This window comes from Archangium sp. Cb G35 (assembly GCF_001896145.1).
Classification (GTDB): domain Bacteria; phylum Myxococcota; class Myxococcia; order Myxococcales; family Myxococcaceae; genus Archangium; species Archangium violaceum.
Map to the genome: position 1 here is coordinate 1,050,789 of NZ_MPOI01000001.1, position 23,666 is coordinate 1,074,454.

Annotated in this window: 22 protein-coding genes; 10 read left to right on the forward strand and 12 right to left on the reverse strand. The window is 67.5% G+C overall.

Annotated elements, in window-relative coordinates; translation table 11 throughout:
* Nucleotides 1-74: 74 nt before the first annotated feature.
* The 3 genes from BO221_RS04355 to BO221_RS04365 all read right to left on the reverse strand — a co-directional run bounded on the left by BO221_RS04355 (nt 75) and on the right by BO221_RS04365 (nt 2,591).
* Nucleotides 75-464, reverse strand: a complete 390-nt coding sequence (locus tag BO221_RS04355; protein ID WP_043391788.1) for a VOC family protein — start codon at nt 462-464, stop codon at nt 75-77.
* An 88-nt stretch (nt 465-552) separates the two neighbouring features.
* A complete protein-coding gene (locus BO221_RS04360; RefSeq protein WP_073559003.1) occupies nt 553-1,350 on the reverse strand; it encodes a helix-turn-helix domain-containing protein in 798 nt (265 codons plus the stop codon).
* Nucleotides 1,351-1,367: 17 nt separating this feature from the next.
* On the reverse strand, nt 1,368-2,591 hold the full coding sequence (locus BO221_RS04365) for a hypothetical protein (RefSeq protein WP_143195249.1): 1,224 nt from the start codon (nt 2,589-2,591) through the stop codon (nt 1,368-1,370).
* A gap of 195 nt (nt 2,592-2,786) precedes the next feature.
* Between BO221_RS04365 and BO221_RS04370 the strand changes: the two genes are divergently transcribed.
* From BO221_RS04370 to BO221_RS04385, 4 genes are all read left to right on the forward strand, one after another.
* Nucleotides 2,787-3,260, forward strand: coding sequence for a nuclear transport factor 2 family protein (locus BO221_RS04370; RefSeq protein WP_083680734.1), 474 nt, complete (start codon nt 2,787-2,789; stop codon nt 3,258-3,260).
* Between the two features lie 15 nt (nt 3,261-3,275).
* Nucleotides 3,276-4,826, forward strand: coding sequence for an AMP-binding protein (locus BO221_RS04375; RefSeq protein ID WP_073559005.1), 1,551 nt, complete (start codon nt 3,276-3,278; stop codon nt 4,824-4,826).
* Nucleotides 4,823-5,899 (forward strand): ketoacyl-ACP synthase III family protein, encoded by a 1,077-nt coding sequence (locus BO221_RS04380; RefSeq protein ID WP_073559006.1) that lies wholly within the window; start codon nt 4,823-4,825, stop codon nt 5,897-5,899. Before BO221_RS04375 ends, BO221_RS04380 begins: the two co-directional genes overlap by 4 nt.
* Nucleotides 5,900-5,981: 82 nt before the next feature.
* Complete coding sequence (locus tag BO221_RS04385; RefSeq protein WP_073559007.1) at nt 5,982-6,398, forward strand: hypothetical protein; 417 nt, start codon at nt 5,982-5,984, stop codon at nt 6,396-6,398.
* A gap of 69 nt (nt 6,399-6,467) precedes the next feature.
* Here the strand turns inward: BO221_RS04385 and BO221_RS04390 are convergent, their stop codons facing one another.
* From BO221_RS04390 to BO221_RS04400, 3 genes are all read right to left on the reverse strand, one after another.
* Nucleotides 6,468-7,493, reverse strand: a complete 1,026-nt coding sequence (locus BO221_RS04390; protein ID WP_073559008.1) for a peptidoglycan-binding protein — start codon at nt 7,491-7,493, stop codon at nt 6,468-6,470.
* 146 nt (nt 7,494-7,639) lie between these two features.
* Nucleotides 7,640-8,602, reverse strand: coding sequence for a hypothetical protein (locus BO221_RS04395; protein WP_073559009.1), 963 nt, complete (start codon nt 8,600-8,602; stop codon nt 7,640-7,642).
* A gap of 200 nt (nt 8,603-8,802) precedes the next feature.
* On the reverse strand, nt 8,803-12,408 hold the full coding sequence (locus BO221_RS04400) for a PAS domain-containing protein (protein WP_073559010.1): 3,606 nt from the start codon (nt 12,406-12,408) through the stop codon (nt 8,803-8,805).
* A gap of 193 nt (nt 12,409-12,601) precedes the next feature.
* On the opposite strand from BO221_RS04400, the gene BO221_RS53415 reads away from it, so the two are divergent.
* Entirely contained in the window at nt 12,602-12,967 is a 366-nt protein-coding gene (locus BO221_RS53415; RefSeq protein WP_143195250.1) for a hypothetical protein, read from the forward strand.
* Nucleotides 12,968-13,170: 203 nt separating this feature from the next.
* Here the strand turns inward: BO221_RS53415 and BO221_RS04405 are convergent, their stop codons facing one another.
* Both BO221_RS04405 and BO221_RS04410 read right to left on the reverse strand, forming a co-directional pair.
* Nucleotides 13,171-13,914: a Type 1 glutamine amidotransferase-like domain-containing protein gene (locus BO221_RS04405; protein WP_073559011.1), complete on the reverse strand. Its 744-nt coding sequence runs from the start codon at nt 13,912-13,914 to the stop codon at nt 13,171-13,173.
* Nucleotides 13,911-14,705: a bifunctional 2-polyprenyl-6-hydroxyphenol methylase/3-demethylubiquinol 3-O-methyltransferase UbiG gene (locus tag BO221_RS04410; protein ID WP_073559012.1), complete on the reverse strand. Its 795-nt coding sequence runs from the start codon at nt 14,703-14,705 to the stop codon at nt 13,911-13,913. The genes BO221_RS04405 and BO221_RS04410 overlap by 4 nt, the downstream gene beginning before the upstream one ends.
* A 188-nt stretch (nt 14,706-14,893) precedes the next feature.
* On the opposite strand from BO221_RS04410, the gene BO221_RS04415 reads away from it, so the two are divergent.
* Entirely contained in the window at nt 14,894-15,379 is a 486-nt protein-coding gene (locus tag BO221_RS04415) for a universal stress protein (RefSeq protein ID WP_158079786.1), read from the forward strand.
* 21 nt (nt 15,380-15,400) lie between these two features.
* On the opposite strand, the gene BO221_RS04420 is transcribed toward BO221_RS04415, so the two are convergent.
* Both BO221_RS04420 and BO221_RS04425 read right to left on the reverse strand, forming a co-directional pair.
* On the reverse strand, nt 15,401-15,808 hold the full coding sequence (locus BO221_RS04420; RefSeq protein WP_073559013.1) for a CBS domain-containing protein: 408 nt from the start codon (nt 15,806-15,808) through the stop codon (nt 15,401-15,403).
* 147 nt (nt 15,809-15,955) lie between these two features.
* Complete coding sequence (locus BO221_RS04425; RefSeq protein WP_073559014.1) at nt 15,956-16,711, reverse strand: ZIP family metal transporter; 756 nt, start codon at nt 16,709-16,711, stop codon at nt 15,956-15,958.
* Nucleotides 16,712-16,889: 178 nt separating this feature from the next.
* Between BO221_RS04425 and BO221_RS04430 the strand changes: the two genes are divergently transcribed.
* Both BO221_RS04430 and BO221_RS04435 read left to right on the forward strand, forming a co-directional pair.
* Complete coding sequence (locus BO221_RS04430) at nt 16,890-17,843, forward strand: sigma-70 family RNA polymerase sigma factor (protein WP_073559015.1); 954 nt, start codon at nt 16,890-16,892, stop codon at nt 17,841-17,843.
* A 76-nt stretch (nt 17,844-17,919) separates the two neighbouring features.
* Nucleotides 17,920-18,336: a VOC family protein gene (locus BO221_RS04435; RefSeq protein WP_073559466.1), complete on the forward strand. Its 417-nt coding sequence runs from the start codon at nt 17,920-17,922 to the stop codon at nt 18,334-18,336.
* A 1-nt stretch (nt 18,337) separates the two neighbouring features.
* On the opposite strand, the gene BO221_RS04440 is transcribed toward BO221_RS04435, so the two are convergent.
* Entirely contained in the window at nt 18,338-19,669 is a 1,332-nt protein-coding gene (locus BO221_RS04440) for a dicarboxylate/amino acid:cation symporter (RefSeq protein ID WP_073559016.1), read from the reverse strand.
* A gap of 151 nt (nt 19,670-19,820) precedes the next feature.
* Entirely contained in the window at nt 19,821-21,452 is a 1,632-nt protein-coding gene (locus tag BO221_RS04445) for a mechanosensitive ion channel family protein (RefSeq protein ID WP_073559017.1), read from the reverse strand.
* A 169-nt stretch (nt 21,453-21,621) separates the two neighbouring features.
* On the opposite strand from BO221_RS04445, the gene BO221_RS04450 reads away from it, so the two are divergent.
* The gene (locus BO221_RS04450) at nt 21,622-22,005 is read left to right on the forward strand and encodes a PleD family two-component system response regulator (protein WP_043391817.1); all 384 of its coding nucleotides are present in this window, start codon (nt 21,622-21,624) and stop codon (nt 22,003-22,005) included.
* A gap of 4 nt (nt 22,006-22,009) precedes the next feature.
* Nucleotides 22,010-23,557: a multiheme c-type cytochrome gene (locus BO221_RS04455; protein ID WP_073559018.1), complete on the forward strand. Its 1,548-nt coding sequence runs from the start codon at nt 22,010-22,012 to the stop codon at nt 23,555-23,557.
* Nucleotides 23,558-23,666 lie beyond the last annotated feature (109 nt).

Consider the following 23,666-nt stretch of genomic DNA (forward strand, 5'->3'; position numbering starts at 1 on the left):
GAGAAGCGAACCCCAGCCAGCGGTGATTGTCGAGCCCCTTCCATCATCACCCTTTCACGATGCTCCGGGCTCCCTCAGGAGGAGATCGGCGTACAGAGCTCCACGAGGACTCCGTCGAGGTCTCTCACGTAGGCAACCGTCTGCCCCCAGGGCTTCTGCTTGGGAGGCTGCGCGGCCCCGGCGCCCGCCTTCACGGCGCGCTCATAGGCGGCCTTGACATCTGACGTGACGAGCGCCACCTCCACCGCCGCCGCGTCCTCCTTCGGCCGGTTGAAGCGCACGGTGAGGCCATTGTCCTTCGCCATCTCCTCCGCGGCGAACGCCAGCGCCGTCGCACCGGTCTCCATCTCCGCGTACTGGCCACTCTCGTGGAGGAAGCGGCGTTGCAGGCCAAAGGCCTTCTCGTAGAAATCGACGGTGGCGGGCACGTTCGCGACGTAGAGGATGACGTAGCCGAGCTTCATGGCGGCGGACTCCAGTGCACAGGTGGAACAGCGTGCGGCGCTCTTCGCACGGCCCGCCCCGGCTTGTCTTGAAGGAATCGGACAGGGTTCATCCCTCGAGCTGAAGCGCCGTGGGCGTGAGGCCCGCCAGGTCTCGAACTTCTCGCGAGAGATGCGCCTGGTCGGCGTAGCCGCACGCGAGCGCCACGGCGCTCAGGTCCTCCCCCGCGCTGGAGCGAAGCATCGCCACGGCTCGCTGGAAGCGCAGCACCCGGGCCAGCAGCTTCGGTGGCACTCCCGCCTCGTCCAGCACGTCCCGGTGCAGGGTGCGCTCGCTCACCCCCAGCGTCCGCGCCAGCGAGGACATTCGCACCTGCCCCCCCGAGGACTGGAGCCAGCCCAGGGCCTGGGTGGCTCGGGACCGCGGCGCCTGCCCGAAGGACGCCAGCCTCCGGGCGACGCTCTCCCGGAGGAGCGCCTGGGCCTCCGCGGATGAGCGGCAGTCCTCGAGCCGCCGCTGGAGCAGGGCGAGCGCAGGCGAGCAGTCCGCAACGGGAACACTGAGCCCACGGAGCTCACGGGGACTCACGCCGAGCAGCGCGAGCGCCCACCCCGGCTTGAATCGGATGCCCAGGCTCACCGAGCCAGGCTCGATGGGGACGAGGGCGAAGCGCTCCATGGGGCCAACCACCTCGAGGGACGGGTTGGCCATCCACACCGGGCTTCCCGTGTCCCGGTAGTGAAAGATGAGGTCGGTGCAGCCGTCCGGCAGTATCCGATGGAGCTCGGGCCCGGTTCCCGCGCCTCGGGGTGGCGCGGAGTAGCGCCAGAACGCATCCACCACCTCCGCCATGCTGGCGGGGGGAGCCAGCTCCTCGTAGCCCTTCATCTCCGCACCGGCTGTCATCGCGACACCTTCCCGCGCTACCGCCGCAGCTTCAGCGTGGGATCCCCCAGGACGACCGACGTCGCCATGTGAAACTCGCGCGCCTCGTTCCAGGGGTAGATGAGCGGGACGTTCACGTGGCTCCGAATCGCCGCCCCGAGGCTCTCGCCCCGCGACAGCGCGGCCGCGACGTTGTGTCCGAAGTACCCATCCTGATTGTTGCCCATGCCACCGGAATTGTTGGTCGTTCCCTTGGCCACGAGCACGCGGCTCGTCGGGCTGTAGAGGACCGAGCTCAGGAAGTTCTCCCCGCGGTCCAGGTTTCCGACGGAACAGCCATCGCTCCAGAAGAAGACCGTCCTGACGGGATTGGACTCGACCTGTTCGATCGTCAGCTTGCCATGCGCGCCCGCCCATCCATGGGCGCCCCCAACGAAGAAATCGGCCGCGCCGCTGCGCAGAGCGGCATAGCCCTGATCGACGCTCAGGCCCCCCGGCGGGCTGTCGAAGTAAAGGCGGGCCGAGCTTTCCTCGCTGAAGGGTTGCCACGAATAGATGCCCGATCTCATGTCGGCCAGGATGCGCTCGTGCTCCTCGCTCGTCGTGGCCGTGAAGTGCTCGCTGACCTCGATGAAGGCACATGGCAGCGGATCGACGCCCGTGCGATAGGCGTGGTTCTTGTCGAAAAAGCGGACGAGCGCCGATTCGGTGTCGCTCACGCTGCTCTGGTAGATGGGCAGCACGCCCACCCAGATCTCCCAATCGACGTCGCCCTCGTGCTGGTCGTATGAGTACGTCCGCCCTCCTGGAGAGTGATACCCCGGCGACGCCGTGAAGCTGCCATCGAGATCGGCGTAGAACTGGTAGGAGATCACCTCCTCGGAGAAGGGAGGGATGCTGGGGTTGCCCGACTCCAGGGTCACATACTGGTAGGCGCGTGGGGCCTCTCCAACGAGGATGACTCCGTCGAGGCGGCTCCCCAGCGCCGAGCGACGCGCCCGCAGGTGCTCACGCAGTTCCACCGGCGACTCGAACGAACGACGGGTTTCGGTCACATCGTAGCCGTCCGCGCAGAGATCCTGGGCGAAGCGCTCGAGACCGGGATCGATGGTGGAACCGAGCTCGGGGTTGACGATCATCTCGACCGTCCGTTGGGCGGAGGGACAGTCCGAGGGCGGCGAACAGGCGCTGCACCAGGCGAGAACGATGAGACCCGCAACGACGCCCGTGTGCCAGTGACTGCGCTCGCTTTTCAGTGTCATCACAGGGGCAACGTACCCACCCCGCCGAGCGTCAATCAAGCCGCCTCCTCCCATCCACACGTGTCCCCATTCGGCTGGCGCATCAGGAGGGTGAACGCCCTCTCCCTCTTCCGGGTGTTCTTCTCCGAGATGTGCCCCTCTACTCTCGTCAGCGTTACCGGCTGCCTCATCCGGAACAGGAACCGAGACAAGAGCATGCCCGAAGGCAACAGCAAGACCGCACCGTCCGTCCTCGAGCTCACGGACAAGAAGACGTCTGGCATTCATCCGCGTGAGTCCATCGCCGACCTGCTCGCGAGATACGCGTGGGCCTACGACACCCGCGACTGGGACGCGCTCGTCGAGTGCTTCACCCCGGATGCGTCGCTGACCCTGCGAGTCGTCGGCGGCGGCCTGGCCGGACCGTTCCGGGGACAGGCGGAGATCATGCGCCTGATGCGGGACTCCGCCGCGGCGCAGGACGATCGCAGGCGGCACCTGTGCACGAACCTGGTCGTCGGCCCCTCTGGTCCCGGCACGGCCACCGCGCGGTCGTATCTGACGCTGCTCTCGGTGCGGAACGGACGCATCGAGGTGCTGTCCACCGGGACCTATACCGACGAGGTGGTCCAGGCCGGAGCGTCCTGGCGGTTCCGCGCCCGGCACATCGAGCTCGACCTCCCCCACTGACGGCTGGAGCCCGCGATGAACCTCGGACTGATCCCCGCCAAGTGGGCTGCCCTCACGCCCCGGCGAACCGCGCTGGTCGACATCACCCACCAGCGGCGCATCGACTGGGCCACCCTGGACACCCGGGTGCGCAAGCTGGCCAATGGCCTGCGGGCACTGGGCTTGCGCTCCGGTGACCGCGTGGCCGTGCTCAGCCGCAACAGCATCGAGTACCAGGAGCTCTACTTCGCGGTGGGCCGCGCGGGTCTGGTGCTGCAACCCTTGAATTGGCGGCTGTCCACCGAGGCGCTGCGTACCCTCGTCGCCGACGCCCAACCCGCCGTCCTGGTCGCCTCGGCCGAGTTCCGGCACGTGGCCGAGGCGCTGGGCCGGACGGCCGACCTGGTGCGCCTGCTCTACTGTGGACCCGCCGGGGATGGCAGTTATGAGGAGCTCCTCGCCTCGGCGCCGGATACCGAGCCGCCCTGGAGCGAACAGGTCCGGGATGCCCACCCCTGCTTCATCCTCTACACCGGCGGCACGACCGGAACGGCCAAGGGCGTGGTGCACAGCCATCGCAGTGTGGCCGCCGGGATGCTCAACCAGACGGTGGCGGAGCGGATCGTGCCCTCGGACATCTACCTGCTCACCGGGCAGATGTTCCACATCCCCGTGGTGCTCTCGATGAACTACCTGGCCCACGGCTGCCCCGTGGTGCTGATGAACTTCGACGCCCGGCGGACGCTGGAAGTCATCGAGCAGGAGCGGGTCTCCGCGTTCCTCGGCATCACCACGATGCTCAACTGGATGCTGGAGGTACCGGGGTTCGACACCTACGACCTGTCGAGTCTGCGCAACATCCAGTACGGCGGCGGCCCGATGCCCAGCGCGATGGTGCGCGCGACGGCGGAGGCCTTCCCGTGCGATTTGATCCAGGGATACGGGCAGACGGAAGGAGTGACCATGTCGTTCCTGTCCCAGGAGGACCACCGCAACGCGCTGCGGGGCATCCATCCACACCGGCTGCGCTCCTGTGGCCGCGAGGGCTTCGGCACCCGGATCCGGGTCGTCGACGCGAATGGCCACGACGTGCCGCGCGACGGAAGGACTCCCGGAGAGATCGTGGTCCGCAGCCAGGCCAACATGCTCGGCTACTTCCGGCGGCCGGACCTGACCGCGGCCATCCTCCAGGACGGGTGGATGCGGACCGGCGATGTGGCCACCTGGGATGACGAGCGCTACCTGTACATCGTCGACCGGCTGAAGGACATGATCATCTCGGGTGGAGAGAAGATCTACAGCGTCGAGGTGGAGGAGGCGATCGGCAGACACCCGGCCGTCCTGGAGTGCGCCGTGATCGGCGTGCCCGACGAGCAATGGGGAGAATCGGTGAAGGCCTTCGTGGTGCTCAAACCGAACCAGACGGCGACAGCGGAGGACATCATCGGCGTCGCCCGCAGGCACCTGGCCTCCTACCAGAAACCCCGCTCGGTGGAGTTCATCGCCGGGTTGCCGAAGGCGCCCACCGGCAAGGTGCTCAAGCGGGAGCTGCGCGCCCCGTACCAGGCGGACAGGGAGCTCTCATGAAAACCCCAGGCGTGTTCATCGGTGCCACCGGGGTCCACCTTCCCGATCGTGTGCCAGTCGAGTGGGCCGTGGCCCGGGGACACCTGGGCGAGGCCGAGGCCAGACGGTACGGCATCACGAGCGTTACGATCGCAGGCGATCTGCCCGCGCCGGAGATGGCGCTCCGGGCGAGCAGGCAGGCGATGCATCGCGCCGGCCAGGACCCGGCGGCGCTGAGCCTCCTGCTGTACGTCAGCACCTGGTTCCAGGGACCACACGGCTGGTGTCCCCAGTACTACGTCCAGCGGCACACCGGCGCCGGGCAGGCGACCGCGGCGGAGATCCGGCAGGCCTGCATGGGCATGTTCAGCGCCTGCGAACTGGCCGCGGCTCACCTGATGGCGGCACCGGAGCACACGGCCGCGCTGATCACCGCGGCGGACAACTACGGCACCCCGATGATCGACCGATGGCGCTCCACTCCGCACTCCCCGCTCGGCGACGGTGCGTGCGCGCTGCTGCTCACCCGGAGGACCGGCTTCGCACGCCTGGAGGCGATCAACTCGGTGACACTCCCCCAGTACGAGGACAGGCACCGGGGCTCGACCCCCTTGTTCCCGCCGGAGGTGACCCTGGGCACCACACAGCTCGACCTCGGGAGGGCCAAGGAGCAGTGGTTCTCGACCACGAGCGTGGACCCGCGGGAAATGGCGGCGACGATGAACAGGACCCTGCGGACCGTCGTCGACAAGACCCTCCAGGAAGCGAACCTGGACATGTCTGGAATCACCCGGGTCGCCTTCGTCAACTGGTCCGAGGAGCGGGTACGGGAACGCGCCGCGGTCCCGCTCGGACTGCCCATGTCCAGGTTGACCTGGGAGTACGGCCGCACCATCGGACACGTCGGCGCCAGCGACCAGGTGCTCTCGCTGGACCACCTCCTCGTCTCCGGCGAGCTGGACGCGGGAGACACCCTCCTGCTCCTCGGTACCGGGCCGGGGGCGAACCTCGCGTGCATGGCCGTGCGGATACTGCATCGGCCGCATTGGGCGTCAGCCGGAGACACGAAGAGTGTGAGCGTGGGGCACACCTAGAATTCACGAGAAGGCCACTTGGCTTTGCTCGCGAGGAATGATTGTTTTCCCTCTCTCTCTTCACCTGGAAAGGACTTCCTCCATGCGGAACTTCCTCGCAGTGTCCGTCTCGTTGATCTCGCTGGGCCTCGCCGCCTGTGGCAGCACGGCCCCCGAACAGACCCCGGCGCTCGAGGGGCAGACGCAGAGCCTGAACGCCACCGGCACCGGCTGTAACGCCGATACGGACTGTGCGTCCGGGCTGTGTTGGCACGAGATGGACTCGTACCCCACCTACAACCCGTATTGGATCAGCGCTGACCAGTGCACCGAGGAGTGCGGAGGTTTGACGGACCACGCGCCCTGCCAGCAGCTCGCGCAGGACCTGAACGCCCCGTATCCTTCGAACGCGCGCTGCATCGCGGCTCGGGGCGTCTACGACAACAACCCCTACGACCACACCGTCTACGTGTGTGATCTCATCCCCGCCGGTCTGGGCAAGATCAACTGGGTGGAGTAGCCCGCGCGCAGTGACTCGCGCCGTCCGGGGAGACGCAAGCCCCCCGGGCGGTGTGGAGGGCCCAGCCGGCTACTTGAGCCGGTAGGTCGCCACGACCGCGTCGTGGTCGGAGTGGAGACCGCGCTCGTACTTCGTCCGGACGTGCTCCAGCTCCCGATCCCGGGTGTGCATCAGGTAATCGAGCGTGCTGCTGCCGTGGGTCCCGACGTTGAGCTTGTTGTCGTAGACCACGTCGTTACCGAGCACCTTGTAGTGGTTGCGATTGAAGTCACCGCCCACCACGACCTTGAGCCCCTGCTTCTCGAAGCGCTCGACCATCGAGTCGAGCTGCGCCATGTGCTTCTTCCACATCTCCTGCCGCCAGGGGGTGGTCGGGCGGCCCAGCTTGGACTTCGTCCAGGCGCCGGAGACGAGGTGGGTGTTGATCCGCACGACATCCTCACCGGTCTCCTTGTTCTTCAGCTTCGCCCAGGTGATGTACCGATGCGGCGACACCTTGGCCTTGCCGTCGTGGGTGCGCTTGAAGCCCGCGTCCTGGAGGTCCCACTCGGACTTCTTCCAGGAGATGGGAACGGGGATGCGGAGGTTGCCATCCTTCGGCATGTAGTGGCCCCACTCCTTGCCGAGGCTCTTGATGGCGTCGAAGTACCGGGGGGGACTGATCTCCTGCCAGCCGATCAGATCACCCTGCGCCGCGGCCTTGCGCACATCGTGGAGGACCTGGGCCTGCGGCATCTCCGGGTTGGACTTGATGTTCGCGGTCACCGTCCGGAACGTCCCGGTCTTGCCGGTGTCACCCGCGTTGTCCGGGCTGCCGCCGTGCACCGAACCACCGCCCTGGTTTCCCTTGGGCCCGTCGAAGCGATCGCCGAGTTGGAGCTTGTTGTAGATCCAGCTTCCGACCTGTCCGTCCACCTTGCGGTCGTTGGCGCGCTCGAAGCGCTTCACCGCTTCGGCCGTCCGCCGATCGTAGTGGCCATCGACGGGACCTTTGAGCAGCCCGCGCTCCTTCAACTCGTTCTCGAGTTTCCGCACCGCCGGTCCGTGCGAACCGGCCTTCAGGACGACCGCTCGGGGACCAATCTTATTGGACATGAAGAATTCTCGGATTTTGGGGGACCAAGGTTGCGTCCCCCCACCGGATAGAGACGCCGGAGGAGAAACCCGAGGGCACGAGGGAGCGGTTTTCGTAGGAGTTCCAGCCACTTACGCGGCTCCCTGGCCGTTGCGATGGACACGACTCAGCTGAAGGTCGTGACCAGGTTCAGCGGGCCGGCGGGGACACCCACATCGCGGCCCGAGGGGTCATCCGAGGGCGTCTGCCATGCGTTGGCCTCCGTCACGGTGTGACCCGTGGCCTCGTTCGAGATGGACATCTTGCCATTGTGGCCCGCGGGGCTGATCTGGCTGGTGTCGTAGCCGCTCCAGCCCGTGGCGCCGTTCGCGAACGTCGCCTCGCCCCAGGTCTGACCGGAGTTCGCGCCCGGCTTCGCCGTGCCGTCCTTCGATGCGCACCACGCCACACTGCTGTTGGTGTCGAACGCCACGATTCGCGACTCGCCGGGCTGCAGCGTGAACGTCTTGGGCGTGCTCTTGTCGAAGTTCTGTCCGTCGTTCGGGTTGCCGTTCTCGCCCGTCTTGTTCCAGAGGGTGATGGTCTGCGGCTGGTTCGTGTCGTTGGTGAACGTGTTCGTGTACTTGTACTGGCTCTTCTGGCTCGGCTCGATGAGCAGCATGTTGCTGTTGTACGGCGAGCCAACGTTGTTCTTGGCCAGCCACGGCGTGCTCGGATCCACCTGCTCGGTAGAACCGGCGGATGGAGCACCGAACCCGGGACCCGCCTCGGAGCCAGGACCCAGGGGCTGGGTGTTGGCCGCACCGGTGGACGCCGAGGCCTTGGAGGGCGAGAGAGCCGCGCCTCCGCTCAGGTCGACAAGCGGGCGTCCCTGCTGTCCCTCCAGGCCCTTCCGCAGGTGCATGAGCTCGCCGAGCACCTGCGACACCTGATTCAAGGTCTTGTCGAAGGCACCCATGACCTCGCCTGGCCTGCGCGGGCCCTGCTCGAAGGAGTCCGTCATGAGCATCCGCCGCAGGTCATTCCCAGGCCGCGACGCCGGGGTGCACTCCACCCGCTGGGCTGGCGACGACACAGGCTGGAGGTGGGGAGCGATGACGGGGCGGTGGGAGACGGAGTGGATGGACATGGCGTGGCTGCCAAAGCAGGAGGTATGCCAACCCCTGCCTCCACCGCCCGCACGGGACCGGCCCCCCTCCGCGCTCGGAAAATCAGCGGGTTGGGACGAGCACGGCCGTCCTCCCGCTTCGCGCGGCATGGTGACGGCATTCACCACCTGGTGTCCGGGGTCACCACCCGCTGTGTCAGGGGAGTTGGCGCCGGGCGGTGCTATCGCTGAACCGGTTGGCGCGGCAGACGTACCGTGAAGGTGGTGCCCTCCTCCGGCGTGGAATGCACGTGGATGCTCCCGTCATGAGCGTGGACGATCTCCTGGGTGATGAAGAGCCCGAGACCAAGGCTGCCCTGACCCGCCCCGGCCTCGGCCCCCCGCCGGTAGGGTTCGAAGAGGTGCGACAACACCTCTGGCGGGATGGAGTGCCCCGCGTTCTCATTGTGCACCTCGAGCAGGACACTCGAGCCCTCGCTCCGGGTCGATACCCGCACGGAAGAGCCCTCGGGGCTGTGTTGGATCGCATTGCCCACGAGGTTGGTTACCACCTGGGCCAGCCGGTCCCCATCCCACTGGCCCTGCCCCTCTCCACTGGCGTGGAACCCGATGTACCTGTCTGGATGGGCGACCCGCACCTCCCTCACCACCCTCAGGACATGAGCGTGGAAGTCCAGGGGCCCGCAATGGACGGGAAGACCCCGCATGCGCGCCTGATTGAAGTCGAGCAGGTCCCGAATCATCCGGCTGGCCCGGTCCGCTGCCGCGCGGATGCGGGTGGCGGCCTTGGAGGTGCGCTCGTCCACGCCCTCGCGGTTGAGCAGGCTCGTGGCCGACAGACTGATGGCATTGAGGGGAGTGCGCAGGTCGTGGCTGACGATGGCCACCACATCCTCACGCACCCGGATGGCCGCCTGGGCATCCTGATAGAGACGCGCATTGTCGAGCGCCATGGCCGCGCGCTCGGCCACACCCCGGGCCACTTCCAGGTCCGTGGTGGAGCACGTGGAGCGGGGCTGGCTCCAGGCGAAGGAGATGAGGCCCAGCTTGCGCTCACGGGCCATCAGAGGGACGAGGACGAGGGACTTCAGGCCAAGCGACTCCAGGAGGGATGGGTGCTGCTTCGTGCTGCCGGAGAGGGCATCCAGCCATTCTGGGGAGGGCTCTGGCTCGGCCACGGGCACGCCCCCCTCGAGGATGTACAGCAGGGCGCTGACGTCCAGTTGGAGGGAAGGCGGCATGGAGCGGCGGATGAGCTGCTGGCGCTCGGGGTCCCGTGCCGCCACCTCCAGCCGTCGTAACTTCCCGTCCTCTCCCAACAGGTCCACCAGGCAGTAGTCAGCCAGATGGGTCACCACGAGGGAGGCGAGACTCTTGAGCGTGGTGAGGACGTCGAGCGACTGGGACAACAGCGTGCCCACCTGGATGAACAGGGCCTGAGCCTCCTCGGCGTGCTTGCGCGCACTGATGTCGCGCACGATGCAGGTGAAGAAGCGACCCTGAGACAGTCGCGTTTCGCTGACCGAGAGCTCCAGGGGGAAGAGGCTCCCGTCCTCACGGCAGCCCTTCACCTCGCGCCCACTGCCCAGCAGCTTGCACCCTCCCGGCTCGATGTTGCCGCTCAGGTACGGCTCGGGCAGCAGGTGGAGGAAGTCGTGGCCCAGGAGCTTCTCGGGGGAACGGCCGAAGATGCATTCAGTGGCCGGGTTGATGCTCTGGATGCGGCCCCACTCGTCGATGGTGATGATTCCATCCACCGCCGTTTCCAGGATGGCCTGCATCCGCTGGGTCGTCGCGCGCAGCGCCTCCTCGGTTTGACGGCGGGGGGAAATGTCGCGGGTGATCATGGCGAAGCCACGCAGGTTCCCCCGCTCGTCGCGCAGGGCGGTGAGCAGGACATCCGCCCAGAACTGGCTGCCGTCCTTGCGCACCAGGGGCATCTCCGCGCGGTACTGCCCCTCGGTGGCGGCGAGCTGCAGGGCCTGCTCGGGAACGCCAGCCACCACGTCTCCGGGGAGGTAGAAGCGGGAGAGGGAGCGGCCGAGGACCTCCGACGCCTTCCAGCCCTTGATGCGCTCGGCTCCCGGATTCCAGCTCGTCACCCGGCCCTTGGGGTCGAGCATGAAGATGGCATAGTCCTCCACGCCCTCCACCAGGAGGCGGAATCGCTCCTCGGTGGCACTCTCGGCGCGTTTGCGCTCGGTGATGTCCAGCGCCACTGTGGCCACGAGGATGACCTCGCCGGCCCGGTTGCGCACCGGGGCGTGGTTGCAGAGCCAGTGGTGGATCTCTCCGTCCATCGCGGCGAGGGTACCCGTCAATTCCACTCCGAAGACCGGCTGTCCCGTCTCCAGCACCTGGCGGCGATGGGGCGTGTGCTGGGAGGCGAAGGAGGGAGAGAGCTCCTCCAGTCGATGGCCCAGGATCCGCTCGATGGGAAGGCCGAGGACATCGGCCAGCATCTGGTTGACGCGCACGTAGCGCAGGTCGCGGTCGAGGAAGGACATCGCCACTGGAGCGGTGGTGAGCAGGGTATCCAGCAGGGCCAGCGCCTCTTCGGCCCTGCGGCGTTCGCGTACCAACTCCGTCACTTCCACCGCATGCACGAAGACGCCATCCACCTGGCCGTCCGACCCATGGGTGGGCGCGTAGACATAGTTGAAGAAGAGCTCCTCGGGCGCTCCCCCACCGGGTGGGTACAACCACACCGGGACCTCGTTGTCCGCGATGGGCTTGCCCATACGGTAGACGTTGTCGAGCAGCTCGCCGTAGCCCTGATCCACGAACTCCGGAAGCGCCTCGCGCATGGGCTTGCCGAGCATCTCCCGGCCACCGAGGCGCTGTCTGGTAATGGGATTGGCCAGGGTGATGATGTGCTCGGGCCCCTGCATCACCAGGATGTAGGCCGGCAACTGTTGCTGGAGGATCGAGTCCAGGCGCTCGCGTTGGGCTTCGGCCTCGCGCAGCAGCCGGGCCCGAACGGCCTCGCTCTCCTTCCGTTCGGTGATGTCCGTGGAGATGCCGCCAATGGCCGTAGGAGTGCCTCCATTCCCGCCCAAGGGAAACTTCGTGGACAGGTACATGCGCGGTCCCAAGGTTTGGTGAAACGATTCCTCCTCGATGACACAGCTTTGACCGGCCAGGACCTGAGCGTCATGGGCCCGGTACATGCCGGCGAGCTCCTTGGAAAAGAAGGCGAAGTCGTCCTGTCCAAGGATTTCCTCGAGCGAGTGCCCCATCTGCTCCTGCAGGTAGCGGTTGGCGACGATGAAACGGCCCTCGGCGTCCTTGGCATAGATGGCGGCGGGAGCATGGTCCAACAACTCATGGAGCTGGACCTCCTTGAGCCGCTGCGACGCATCTCGCTGGCGGGTGTACTCGTCGGCCGCATCGGCGATACCGTGGATGATGAAAGTGGCAAGCGCCCGGAGCTCGGCCAGGGTGACGCGTGCCCCCGTCTGCTCGATCGAATCGAGAATGCACTCGTGCAGCACGCCGTATTCCCGCGCCAGCACCGCCAGGCTGAAGCCGATGCACAGGCACTGGCGGCCGTGCTCCCGGGCCACGTTGCTCTCCTCTGGGACGGCGGCGGCTCCGTCCTGCCCGGTCCGATGCAGCGCCGTTGCCAATTCCTGGAGGTAGTCCCCCAGGTGACTCTCCAACACGCTCCGGGCACGAGGCTCCGTGACCTGCTCCTCGCGCAGCCTCTCCACCCAGTGATGGAGGATGTCGTCCCGCCGGGCCCCCAGCACGTCAGCCAGCGAGGCAGGCGGTGACCCTGGAAGAGATGAAGGCGAAGACCCTGGCCAGCACGTCTCGAGACTCATGGCGGCATTCCTCACCTGACAATGGAGACAGCGGCTCCATCAGATTGGAGTAATGGCGCATGGAAAAGGAATCCCTCCCCGCGGGAGTGGGCAGGCAGACAAGAGCATTCCCGCCCGTAGGAGCCGCCCTCTTGGCTTCCTCGCCCTCCATTTCAGGTCTATGTACCAAAGAGGAAGGGAGCGCCCGACGCCCATGGCTCTATACCTGATCGTCCACCACGACCGTGACGAAGCTGCCCGAAAGAAGTCTCGTTGGATAAACGACTGGGATCAGAAGAGTGGTTGCCTCAGGTCCATTACTACCGACTCAGAGGTCGCCAGACGCTGCGAACAGGCCAAGGCGGCCAAGGAGCGGGTTTATGTGTATCGATGCGCCTATGGCGGACAGTCGGCAGTGGTTGCCTGTTCGGTGATGGTGGGCCGCGTCCAACTTGTCGACAAAGATTATTTTGTCGAGTTCGTCGAGGCCAAGCGTATGAGCGCAGTGCCTCCATTTGTCGCGCGTCGTGGTCGGAACATGGAGGAAGACGTCCCTCCCCTAGAACACCGCCCGGTTTGATAGAAACCTCAAGGATTCCAGCCAGTTACAATGACATATGAAATATTGCCATTGTTCTAAGTAGCTGTTTTCCTTGAGGAAAAGACCGTCAAACCGTCCGGTGTTCTAGCGGAAGGGTGAGTGTGTCATCGCGGCTCAACCGGGGCAGTGGGCATGCCCCGGTTATGGGGCTCTCCCGCACTTCGTCCGGTTCAGCTCATCTGTCATTGAAGAAGCGTGGAAGGCCGCAGCCGCACCTCGCCCCGGTAGGGCTCTCGCGGTGGGTAGAGCAACGTCTCGCGCAACGTGCCCTCCTCGTGGCGCAGCTCGACCAGCGGGTGGCGCACGGGCTCCAGGCTCTGGTCCGGATGCAACAGGGCTCCTCCTCCCGCCGGGATACCAATCCCTCGCGCCCCCGGGCCGGCCTCCTTCATGGCCTGCTTCAACCCCGCCCACTCCGGCTGCTCGTGCGCTCCCACGATGAATGGGGCCAGTCCGAGCACCGGGAACAACTCCGGCCCACCGGGCCCCACCTCATTCCACGCCCGCTCTCCCAGCTGCATCGCCCCCGCGGAGATGCCCATGAGCACCGCGCCGTCCAGGTAGCGCTGCCGGAGCATGGGCTCCAGGCCGTTCTCCCGGAAGCTCTCCCAGCCCAGCAGCGGATCTCCTCCCGCCAGCAGGATGACGTACGCCCCCGCGAGCCACTCGCGGTCCTCGTCCGTGGGCCGCGAGGGAATCATCCGGCAGTGGGTGATGCCCGCCAATTCCATCGCCGCGGTGAAGAGCTCGAAGAAGGCGGGCACGTCTCCGTTGGACGCGCCCAGGTAGGCCGCCTGGATGGGCGGCACCGCCAGGTCCGCCCCCGTCAGCACGCGAAGGCAGTCCAGGAACGGCTTGTCCCCCACGCGCCAGAACAGCAGCGAGCTGTCCGCGAGCAGGAACAGCGGTTTGAGCGGTGACTTCATGCGGGGCTCTTCGCGGGTTGCAGGACGAAGATGCTGTCGAGCCGGATCTCCCCCCGCTTGCGCGGCGTCTCCACCTGGTAGTCGAAGTCGAAGACCTCCACCACCCGCAGTCCCGCCCGGCGGAACAGGCGCCGCGCCTGCGCCAGGTCGTACGTGCGGAAGTACCAGTGTGTCTCGATGAGCAGGTCCTTCCCCGGCCCGGTGATTCTCAGCCGGTTGCGCATCTCCGAGCGTCTCAGGCGGCGCTCCGGCAACCCCTCGTGGGTGTTGCACACCACCGTGTCCTTCCCGAGCCGCTCCACCCAGCGCTCATGCTCCGGCTTGCGCCGCGGGTAGTGCGTGAGGTGGAAGCCGAGCACGTACAGGCCCTCGGGTTTCAGCAGCCGCCGCGTCCCCTCCAGGTGCTCGAGCGCCGCCGCCTCGCTGTCGAGGTAGCGGAACGTGGACACCAGGTTGAACGCCAGGTCCATCTGCCCCTCCAGCTCCGGCCGGTGGAACGTCTCCATGCGCGAGGCGTAGAGGCGCACCCGCCTGCGCTGCGCCGGCGTGAGGCGCTGGCGCGCGTAGGCCAGCATCTTCTCGGAGATGTCGTAGCCCACCACCTGGCAGCCCCGGCGCGTGGCCTCGGCCACCAGCCGGCCCGCTCCGCACGCGGGCTCCAGCAGCCGCTTGCCTCCCGTTCCGTAGCGGCGGCCCACTTCCAGCAGGAAATCCATCTCCCGCTCGGTGTCCGTGCCGAAAATGGCTTCGTAATACTCGGGATGATCGTACCAGTCGGAGAGTCGTTCCATGGGGCGGGAATGCCGCGCTGGCGGCGCCGCGCATCCTCTGCGCCCCGGGCCGAAAAGCAAGCATGGCCGCGCGCCTTCCGGCCAACCCTAGCGTCCACCATGTGGACGGCCCACAAGGGCCTCACGGCACATGTTCCATGAAGGCAGTGGAGTCGCGGGCCCACGGGTCCGCTCGCGTGGAGACAGCCATGATGGCCCAACCCATCCGCCGCATCCTGGTGGCCACCGACTTCTCGGAATATTCGCGGCGCGCCATGCAGTACGCCCTCTCGCTCGGTGAACGGATGGGCGCCTCCATCGACCTGCTTCACGTCTGGGAGCCGCCCCAGACCATGGAAGCCGAGAGCCTGATGCTGGAGGCAGGAGACCCGGGAGGTCCGCTGGACTCGAGCGGCCTCGCCCATGCGGGCCGGCTGCTACACGCCTGGGCCGAGCGCTACCACTCCAGCTCCGTCCCCCTGCGGCTCCAGCTGGAGCGGGGCTCCGCCGCCGACACCATCCTCCGCCTCGCGAACACCGGGTATGACCTGGTCGTGATGGGCACCCATGGACGCACCGGACTCGCCCGGCTCTTCATGGGCAGTGTCGCGCAGAAGGTCGTGGCCCGGGCCACCTGCCCCGTGCTGACGGTGCACGGAATGGAAGAAGAACAGGAGGCCCTACCGATGGGGTGAGGCGCCTCCGTGCCGCTCGTCTCAGTGCCGCTCGTCCTTGTCCAGCAGGCGGCCCGCGAGCCGGATGAGATCCGTCTCCGTGAGGATGCCCACCAGCCGCTCCCCATCCTCCACCACCGGCACGCAGCCGAACTTGCGGTCGAGCAGCTTGTGGATCGCCTCGCGCACCGAGCTCCGGGGCCTCAACGTCTCCGGCGCGCGCGTCATGATGTCCCGCACCTGCATCGGCGGCGAGCCCGGGCTCCGCTCGTGGCGCGCCAGGGCCCGGATCAGGTCCCGATGGCTCACCAGCCCGACGAGTTTCCCGTCCTTCACCACGGGCAGATGGCGGATGTCGTACTCGGCCAGCAGGTCATCCCCCCGGACGATGTCATCGTCCTCCTTCAGGGTGACCAGCTCCCGGGTCATCAGTTCATCAACGGTGAGCATGGGGGTCCTCGCGGTCGTTCCGGGTCCACGACTCAGGGTGCGACCTCGGAAGGCCCCGTGCAGCCAGCGAATCCGCGGCCGGGCCAGGAGTGCGTCCGCTGGCTGCCCACCTGGCGGCCAGCCCACTCGCCCCACGCCTGGTGGGGCTCAGTGTCCGGGATGCTCCGCCACCTGCGAGAGCGCCAGCATCAGCAGCAGACCCGCCGCCAGCGCCATCAGGTTGCGCCCCCGGTTCTCCTTGCCGTGCCGGTTCACGTGCGGCAGCAGATCCGACACCGCCACGTAGAGGAACGTGCCCGCCGAGAAGGCCAGCGCCCGGGGCGCCAGGGACTCGAAGCGCAGCACCGCATCGAAGGCGAAGTACAGCACCGCCCCCACCGGCACCATCAGCCCGTACAGCACCGCGAAGCCCAGGATGCGTCCCGTGGTCTTCCCCTCGGCCTTGAGGATGGACGCCAGCGACAGCGACGACGGTATCTTGTGCGAGGTGATGGCCAGCAGCGCCATCGCCCCCACGCCTTCCTTCACGGCCGAGCCCAGCGCGATGCCGTCGAACAGCGTGTGCGCCGACAGCCCCAGGAACGCCGTCAGCCCCAGCGTGTTCCCGTGCATGTGCTCCTCGCACTCCGGCGGCTCCTCGCACGCGTGCGTCAGCACGTACCGCTCGAGCACCAGCAGGAACACGAAGCCCGCGGGCACCAGCGCGAACGCCCAGAACCCTCCCCCGTGGTACGCCTCCGGCAACATGTGGAAGAAGGCCGCCCCGAACATCACCCCCGCCGCGAACGCCAGGAACGTCACCAGCCGCGTCGGCTTCCGGGTGAACACCACCGCCAGCGCGCCCGCGATGGCGCCCAGCAGGATGATCAACGAATAGGTGGAGAGGGCTACCGCGAGATGCATGGGGGGCCCGACACCTAGCACAGATCGCCGTCCAGAATGCCAGCCGACCCTCACCCCAGCCCTCTGCCAGGGGGAGAGGGGCATACGCGGAGTCGAATCCGAGGGCCCGGGACTCCCTCCGGGAAGTCTCGGAGAGTGGACCTTGCACGCAGAGGGTGGAGTGGTAGATGCCAGGGCCATGGCCACCGCCGCCAACCTCGAGGAACACCGCACAGCACTGACCGGCCACTGCTACCGCATGCTGGGCTCGGCCGCCGAGGCCGATGACGCCGTCCAGGAGACGATGGTGCGCGCCTGGCGCAACCTGGACCGCTTCGAGGAGCGCTCGTCCATGCGCACCTGGCTGTACCGCATCGCCACCCGCGTGTGCCTCGATGTGCTGGGAGATCGCTCGCGCCGCGTGCGCCCGATGGAGCTCGGCCCCGTCGGCACGCCCGACGATACCCTCACCCAGTTGCCGGGTTCCGAGTGGCTCGAGCCCATCCCCGATGCGCTCGCCCTGCCCTCCGACGCGGATCCCTCCGAGCGGGTGGTGCTGCGCCAGAGCATCCGCCTCGCCTTCGTGGCCGCGCTCCAGCACCTGCCTCCCCGGCAGCGCGCGGTGCTGCTCCTCACCGAGGTCCTCGGCTGGTCCGCCGCCGAGGCCGCCGAGAGCCTCGAGACCTCGGCCGCCTCGGTCAACAGCGCCCTCCAGCGCGCCCGGGCCACGCTCGCCACCCGGGACCTCACCCAGGCCCGCGCGCCCCTGTCCGACGCTCAGTCCACCCTGCTCGACCGGTACGTCGAGGCCTTCGAGCGGTACGACGTGACCGCGCTCACCGGGTTGCTCCACCAGGACGCGACCCTCTCGATGCCCCCCTTCTGTCTGTGGCTCCAGGGTCACGAGCCCATCAGCCAGTGGCTGCTGGGGCGGGGCTCGGGCTGCCGGGGCTCGCGGCTGGTGCCCACCTCGGCCAGCGGCTCGCCCGCCTTCGGGCAGTACCGGCCTCCCGCTGAACCGGGGGGGCCCCACAAGCCGTGGGCCCTCATCGTGCTCGAGCTGTCGGGGGACCGCATCGCCGCGATGAACTCGTTCCTCGATACCGCGGCGTTGTTCCCGCGCTTCGGTCTCCCCCCGGAGCTCGCCCCCTAGCGATTTTTTCCGGGGGGACCGATGAGTTTCCACGGGAGGGGCCGTCTATAAGGCAAAACCCCTCATGGAGGCACTCATGGCCGCGAGCAATTCCCGGAAGATCTTCGTCAACCTGCCCGTCAAGGACCTGAAGCGGTCGATCGCCTTCTTCACGAAGCTGGGCTTCTCGTTCAACCCGCAGTTCACGGACGAGAACGCGACCTGCATGATCATCAGCGACGAGGCCTTCGTGATGCTCCTCACCGAGAAGCGCTTCAAGGACTTCACGAAGAATCAGCTCTGCGATACCCGCACCCACACCGAGGGCCTCTTCGCGCTGTCGTGCAGCAGCAAGGCCGAGGTGGACCAGATGGTGAAGACGGCCATCGCCGAGGGTGGCAAGCATGCCATGGACTCGCAGGACCACGGCTTCATGTACGGCTGGAGCTTCTACGACCTCGACGGGCACCACTGGGAGGTGATGTGGATGGACCCGGCGGCGCTCACGAAGTGAGCTACTCGGCCGCGGCGGTCCCCGGCGCGGCCTTGGGCTCCGGGAGAGGGGGCGCGTGCAGGACCTCTTCGAAGGTCTTGCGGTCCAGCCCCCCTTCCCAGTTGGACACCACGACGGTGGCCACGGCGTTGCCGATGAAGTTGGTCAACGCGCGGCACTCGGACATGAAGCGATCGATGCCGAGGATGAGCGCCATGCCGGCGATGGGCACCGAGGGCACCACCGACAGGGTCGCCGCCAGGGTGATGAAGCCCGCGCCCGTCACGCCCGCCGCCCCCTTGGAGCTCACCATGGCCACCAGCAGCAGCAGCACCTGCTGGCTGATGCTCAGCTCGGTGTTGGTCGCCTGGGCGATGAAGAGCGCCGCCAGCGTCATGTAGATGTTGGTGCCGTCGAGGTTGAAGGAGTAGCCGGTGGGCACCACCAGGCCGACGATCTGCTTGGGACAGCCCGCCCGCTCCATCTTCTCCAGCAGGCTGGGCAGGGCGGCCTCGGACGAGCTGGTGCCGAGCACGAGCAGCAATTCCGCCTTGAGGTAGCGGATGAGCCGCAGGATGGAGAAGCCGTTGTAGCGGGCCACCAGCCCCAGCACCACGAGCACGAAGACGGCCGACGTCAGGTAGAAGGTGAGCACGAGCGCCGCCAGGTTCACCACCGAGCCGATGCCGTACTTGCCGATGGTGAAGGCGAACGCGCCGAAGGCCCCGATGGGCGCGGCCTTCATGAGGATGCTCACCAGCTTGAAGAATGCGTGGCTCAGCGACTCGAGCAGTTGCAGCGTGGGCCGGGCCTTCTCCCCAATCATCGCCAGGGCGACGCCGAACAGCACCGAGACGAACAGCACCTGGAGGATGTCTCCCTCGGAGAACGCGCTCACCACCGTGTGGGGGATGATGTTGAGCAGGAACTTCACCAGCGACTGCTCATGCGCCTTGGCCGCGTAGGCGCTCACCTCGCTCGCGGAGGTGAGGGTGCTCGGGTCGATGTTCATCCCCTGCCCCGGCCTCACCACGTTGGCGATGACCATGCCCACCACCAGGGCCAGTGACGAGAAGGTGAGGAAGTAGGCGAAGGCCTTCGCGGCCACGCGGCCCACCTTGTTCAGGTCCGTGGACCCCGCGATGCCCGTCACCACCGTGAGGAAGATGACGGGGGCGATCACCATCTTCACCAGCTTGATGAAGCCATCCCCCAGGGGCTTCAGCGACGCGCCGAAGTCCGGGAAGAAGTGGCCGAGCAGCGCGCCCAGGGCGATTGCCACCAGCACCTGCACATAGAGGTGGCGGTGGAGTCCGCGAGGAGCGGGCGTGGCCTGGAGGTCCTGTACGGCCATGAAGGGTGGTTCCTTGGGAAATAGGGGGGTGGAGCGTATCTCGCTTCGGGGATGGAACCACCCGGCGCGGGGTGACGCAGGGCGTCAGTCCCTCACCCCGCCCCTCTCCCAGAGGGAGAGGGAGGGAAGGCCCGGCGCGCTGTCCGCGGTCCTACGCTCGCGGCGTGGCGGGAGGAGGCGGTTGTGCCTGCTCGTTCGCTGGGGCGGCAGCGGGCTGCGGAGCCACCGAACGGGACTCGGTGCGCGTGGTGGGCAGCCACTCGGGCCGCGCGCGCAGGTACACCATCAACTTCTCGCGCACCAGGGCGCGCAGGTCGAAGAGGTTCGACGGGTGGGCGCTCACCAGCGCGCGCACCTGCATCGTCCGGTCCAGCACCTCCAGCACCACCACCGTGGCCACCTTCCCGTCCCACAGCGCCTTGCCCTCGTTCTCCAGGATGCGCCGCAGCTCCGCCCGCAGCGCGTCCAGGTCCACGGTGAAGTCCACCAGCAGCAACACCGGGCCCAGCATGCTCTGCCCGCCCTTGCTCCAGTTCTGGAAGGGCTTGTCGAGGAAGTGCGGAATGGGGATGACCAGCCGCCGCTCGTCCCACACCTTCACCACCACGTACGTGAGGGTGATCTCCTCCACCGTTCCCCACTCGTTCTCCACGATGACGGTGTCCCCGATGCGGATGGGCTGGGTGATGGACAGCTGGATGCCGGCCAGCAGCGAGGAGATGGACTTCTGCGCCGCCAGACCGATGACGAGGCCCGCGATACCGGCCGAGGCCAGCAGCGACACGCCCACGTTGCGCACCGTCTCGAACTGCATGAGCAGCAGCGCGGCCGCGATGAGATAGGTGGCCGCCTCGAACACCGAGCGCAGCACCGCCAGCTGGGTGTGCAGCCCGCGCGCGCGCGCGGCGTCCTTGCCCTCCTTCGTCACCGACTGCTGGACGAACTGCGCCGTCACCCGGAGGAAGCGCAGGACGAACCACGCCACCGACACGACGAGCAGCGTGGTGAACAGGTGCGTCGCCAGGAACCGGGCCGTGGGCGGCAACAGCAGCAGCGTCGCCCCGAGCGCCCCGAGCAGCGTGAAGTACAGCAACCGCATCGGCCCCTTGCACGCGGGCACCAGCGCATCGTCCCAGCCGTTGCTCGTCCACTTCGCCAGCTGCCCCAGCACCCCCAGCGAGAGCTTCTCCAGCACCACGCACAGCACTCCCGCCCCCAGCAGCGTCAGCACCGCGCCCAGCCACTGCCACAGCTCCAGCCCCAGCACCGGCTTCTCGAAGAACCACGGCGGCAGCACCTCTCCCAGCGTGGACGGGCCGTACTCCTCGTAAAGCGGATCAATCGCCCGCACCGTCGCTTCGTTGAACACCCACACCCGCCCACCCGCGGCGGGGACGTTGGCCAGGCGGATGGGGTAGGAGGCGTCGCCCACCGAGAGGACGCCAATCTGGTCGTAGCGGTTGCCCTCCGAGTCTCCCTGCGGCTCCTTGCTCAGGTTGGCCAGGGCGGTGGGCAGCTTGTGGTCCAGGACGAATTTGAGCCGCCGGGCCAGCGCGGCGCCCTGGGCCTTCTGCTCGGCGGGAGGAATGAAGTCCAGGTCCAGGTAGTGCGCGGCCAGCTCGTAGTCCCCCCGGTGCACGGCGGCGGAGAACCCCTGGGCCGAGGCATAGGGCGTCTGCCGGTCCAACACCGGGGGCTCCCCGAGGCCCGCGTTGAGGGCCCAGGCCCTCGGCAGCAGGAGGACGGACAGCAGAAGACTCAGTCCAGTCAGAGCGCGGCGCATGGTGGCCTTAGTGCCCACACCCGTCCCTCCCGGCAACATCAATGTGCCGCTGACTGCTTGTCCTCCAAGGAAGCTGACGACTCGCCTCCCCGTGGATTCCATCCCCACGAGAAAGCCTTGGAGCCATAGGAGCCCTGGGCTAGAAAAGGCCGCCCAGGAAGAGGTTGCCGTGCAAGAGAAGCGAAAGATCCTCCTCATCGACGACAGCGAGATCACCCTCGCCATGGAGAAGGCCGTGCTGGAAGCGCGCGGCTACGAGGTCATCGCCACGTCGACGTTGATGGAGTTCGAGAAGACCCTGCAGGCGTGGAAGCCGGACCTCATCCTCACGGACATCCACATGCCCGAGGCCAAGGGCACGGACATCTGCCGGACGCTGAAGAACGAGTACGGCACCCAGGACATCCCCATCATCCTCTTCTCCAGCCTCCCGGATGACGAGCTGAGCAAGCTGGCCGAGCAGGTCGGCGCCGACGGCAGCCTGTCCAAGGTGAACGGACTGGAGAAGATGGGTGAGAAGATCGACGAGTTGGTGCAGAGCATCATCTGGTGAAGCGGTGAGGCGGCTCGTCACCGGACTGGCCCTGCTGGCGGCGCTCTCGGGGTGCTCGCGCAAGGAGTCCCGGCCCGCCGAGCCAGCCACCACCCCTCAGGGAAACACCGCCGCCCGGGCGGATGCGCCAGGAGCCATCCTCTTCGTGTCCGCGGACGTGCGCGGCTACCTGGGCCCCTGCGGCTGCAGCGAGAACATGCGCGGAAGCATCGCGCGCGCGGCGGCGCAGGTGAAGGAGGCACGCAAGGGCGCCCTGCCCGTCCTCTACGTGGATGGTGGTGACAGCCTCTTCGGCGAGCCGGAGCTGAAACCGGAGCAGGTGCCGCAGGAGGAGCGCAAGGCGCGGGCGCTCGCCGAGGCCATGAAGGACATGGGCCTCGTGGTGCGTGCGACGGGCGAGCTGGACGACACGCGCGGCGCCGCCTTCCGCCAGGGGCTGGGACTGCCGGAGCTGGCGCCCGGCGGTGAGAAGGTGCTGGCCGCCGGAGCGCGCAAGGTGGGCGTGGTGAGCGCCGCGGACGGGGCCGGGCTGAAGCAGGCCGCGGTGAAGGCCCGCGCCGGGGGCGCGCAGTTCGTGCTGGGCCTCTTCCACGGCACCGTGCAACAGGCGCAGCAGGCCGCGGCCACGCCGGAGCTGGGAGTGGACCTGGTGGTGGCCACGCACACCGCCTCCGAGTTCGACGGCGAGGAGAACAAGCCGGCGCGTGAAGTGCCCGTCGTCGCCCTGCAGAGCAAGGGCCGCTCGCTGCTGCGCGTGGACCTGGCCTACGGCGCGAAGCCGGGCTCCTTCACCATGCAGAAGACGGCGGCGGACACCGAGCGCGAGGCATCCTCCATCGAGCGTCGCCTGGCGTTGATGGACAAGGAGATCAACCTCCCCGGCATCCTCCCGGAGCGTAAGCAACTGCTGCAGCAGAAGGTCGAGGAGCTGGTGGCGCGCCGGCAGACCCTGCTCACCACGCCGGTGGCCGCGGCCGGAGAGGGCGACAGCTTCTCGGTGCGCTTCGTCCCCCTGGAGTCCACCCTCCCCTCGGACCCCGAGGCCCTGAAGGTGGTGACGGCCTACGACGCGGACGTGGGGAAGATGAACCTGGAGTGGGCCAAGGCCCATGGCCAGGACTGCCCGGCCCCGGAGAAGGGCCAGGCCGCCTTCGTGGGCAACGCCTCCTGCGCCGAGTGCCACGAGGAGTCCTTCCCGGTGTGGGAGGCCTCCAAGCACCACCACGCCTGGAAGACGCTGGAGGACGCGGGCAAGCAGTTCCACCTCAACTGCACCGGCTGCCACGTCACCGGCTGGGAGAAGCCCGGCGGGGTGTGCCGCCTGGACAAGGTGGCCGGCCGCGAGAACGTGGGCTGCGAGAGCTGCCACGGTCCGGGCTCGCTCCACGCCGAGGATCCGTCCAGCACCAACATCATCGCCAAACCCGGCCAGGACGTGTGCGTCACCTGCCACAACCGGGAGAACTCGCCCCACTTCGACTTCGCCACCTACGTGCCGAAGATCCTCGGCCCCGGCCACGGCCAGCCACCGGCAGTGAAACCGAAGCCCTGAGACACATCCAGGCGGTGTGTTTCTTCCCGTTGGTACCATCCAAGGGGAAGATGGCCCGTCCGGATGCTTGTTTGAGTGAAGCGAAAAGCATCGAACACTTGAGCCTCCA

Excerpts from the sequence above, each read along its gene's own strand:
- BO221_RS04355 (WP_043391788.1), bottom strand. The coding sequence starts at position 464 with ATGAAGCTCGGCTACGTCATCCTCTACGTCGCGAACGTGCCCGCCACC.
- BO221_RS04360 (WP_073559003.1), bottom strand. The coding sequence starts at position 1,350 with ATGACAGCCGGTGCGGAGATGAAGGGCTACGAGGAGCTGGCTCCCCCC.
- BO221_RS04365 (WP_143195249.1), bottom strand. The coding sequence starts at position 2,591 with ATGACACTGAAAAGCGAGCGCAGTCACTGGCACACGGGCGTCGTTGCG.
- BO221_RS04370 (WP_083680734.1), top strand. The coding sequence starts at position 2,787 with ATGCCCGAAGGCAACAGCAAGACCGCACCGTCCGTCCTCGAGCTCACG.
- BO221_RS04375 (WP_073559005.1), top strand. The coding sequence starts at position 3,276 with ATGAACCTCGGACTGATCCCCGCCAAGTGGGCTGCCCTCACGCCCCGG.
- BO221_RS04380 (WP_073559006.1), top strand. The coding sequence starts at position 4,823 with ATGAAAACCCCAGGCGTGTTCATCGGTGCCACCGGGGTCCACCTTCCC.
- BO221_RS04385 (WP_073559007.1), top strand. The coding sequence starts at position 5,982 with ATGCGGAACTTCCTCGCAGTGTCCGTCTCGTTGATCTCGCTGGGCCTC.
- BO221_RS04390 (WP_073559008.1), bottom strand. The coding sequence starts at position 7,493 with ATGTCCAATAAGATTGGTCCCCGAGCGGTCGTCCTGAAGGCCGGTTCG.
- BO221_RS04395 (WP_073559009.1), bottom strand. The coding sequence starts at position 8,602 with ATGTCCATCCACTCCGTCTCCCACCGCCCCGTCATCGCTCCCCACCTC.
- BO221_RS04400 (WP_073559010.1), bottom strand. The coding sequence starts at position 12,408 with ATGAGTCTCGAGACGTGCTGGCCAGGGTCTTCGCCTTCATCTCTTCCA.
- BO221_RS53415 (WP_143195250.1), top strand. The coding sequence starts at position 12,602 with ATGGCTCTATACCTGATCGTCCACCACGACCGTGACGAAGCTGCCCGA.
- BO221_RS04405 (WP_073559011.1), bottom strand. The coding sequence starts at position 13,914 with ATGAAGTCACCGCTCAAACCGCTGTTCCTGCTCGCGGACAGCTCGCTG.
- BO221_RS04410 (WP_073559012.1), bottom strand. The coding sequence starts at position 14,705 with ATGGAACGACTCTCCGACTGGTACGATCATCCCGAGTATTACGAAGCC.
- BO221_RS04415 (WP_158079786.1), top strand. The coding sequence starts at position 14,894 with ATGATGGCCCAACCCATCCGCCGCATCCTGGTGGCCACCGACTTCTCG.
- BO221_RS04420 (WP_073559013.1), bottom strand. The coding sequence starts at position 15,808 with ATGCTCACCGTTGATGAACTGATGACCCGGGAGCTGGTCACCCTGAAG.
- BO221_RS04425 (WP_073559014.1), bottom strand. The coding sequence starts at position 16,711 with ATGCATCTCGCGGTAGCCCTCTCCACCTATTCGTTGATCATCCTGCTG.
- BO221_RS04430 (WP_073559015.1), top strand. The coding sequence starts at position 16,890 with ATGGCCACCGCCGCCAACCTCGAGGAACACCGCACAGCACTGACCGGC.
- BO221_RS04435 (WP_073559466.1), top strand. The coding sequence starts at position 17,920 with ATGGCCGCGAGCAATTCCCGGAAGATCTTCGTCAACCTGCCCGTCAAG.
- BO221_RS04440 (WP_073559016.1), bottom strand. The coding sequence starts at position 19,669 with ATGGCCGTACAGGACCTCCAGGCCACGCCCGCTCCTCGCGGACTCCAC.
- BO221_RS04445 (WP_073559017.1), bottom strand. The coding sequence starts at position 21,452 with ATGCGCCGCGCTCTGACTGGACTGAGTCTTCTGCTGTCCGTCCTCCTG.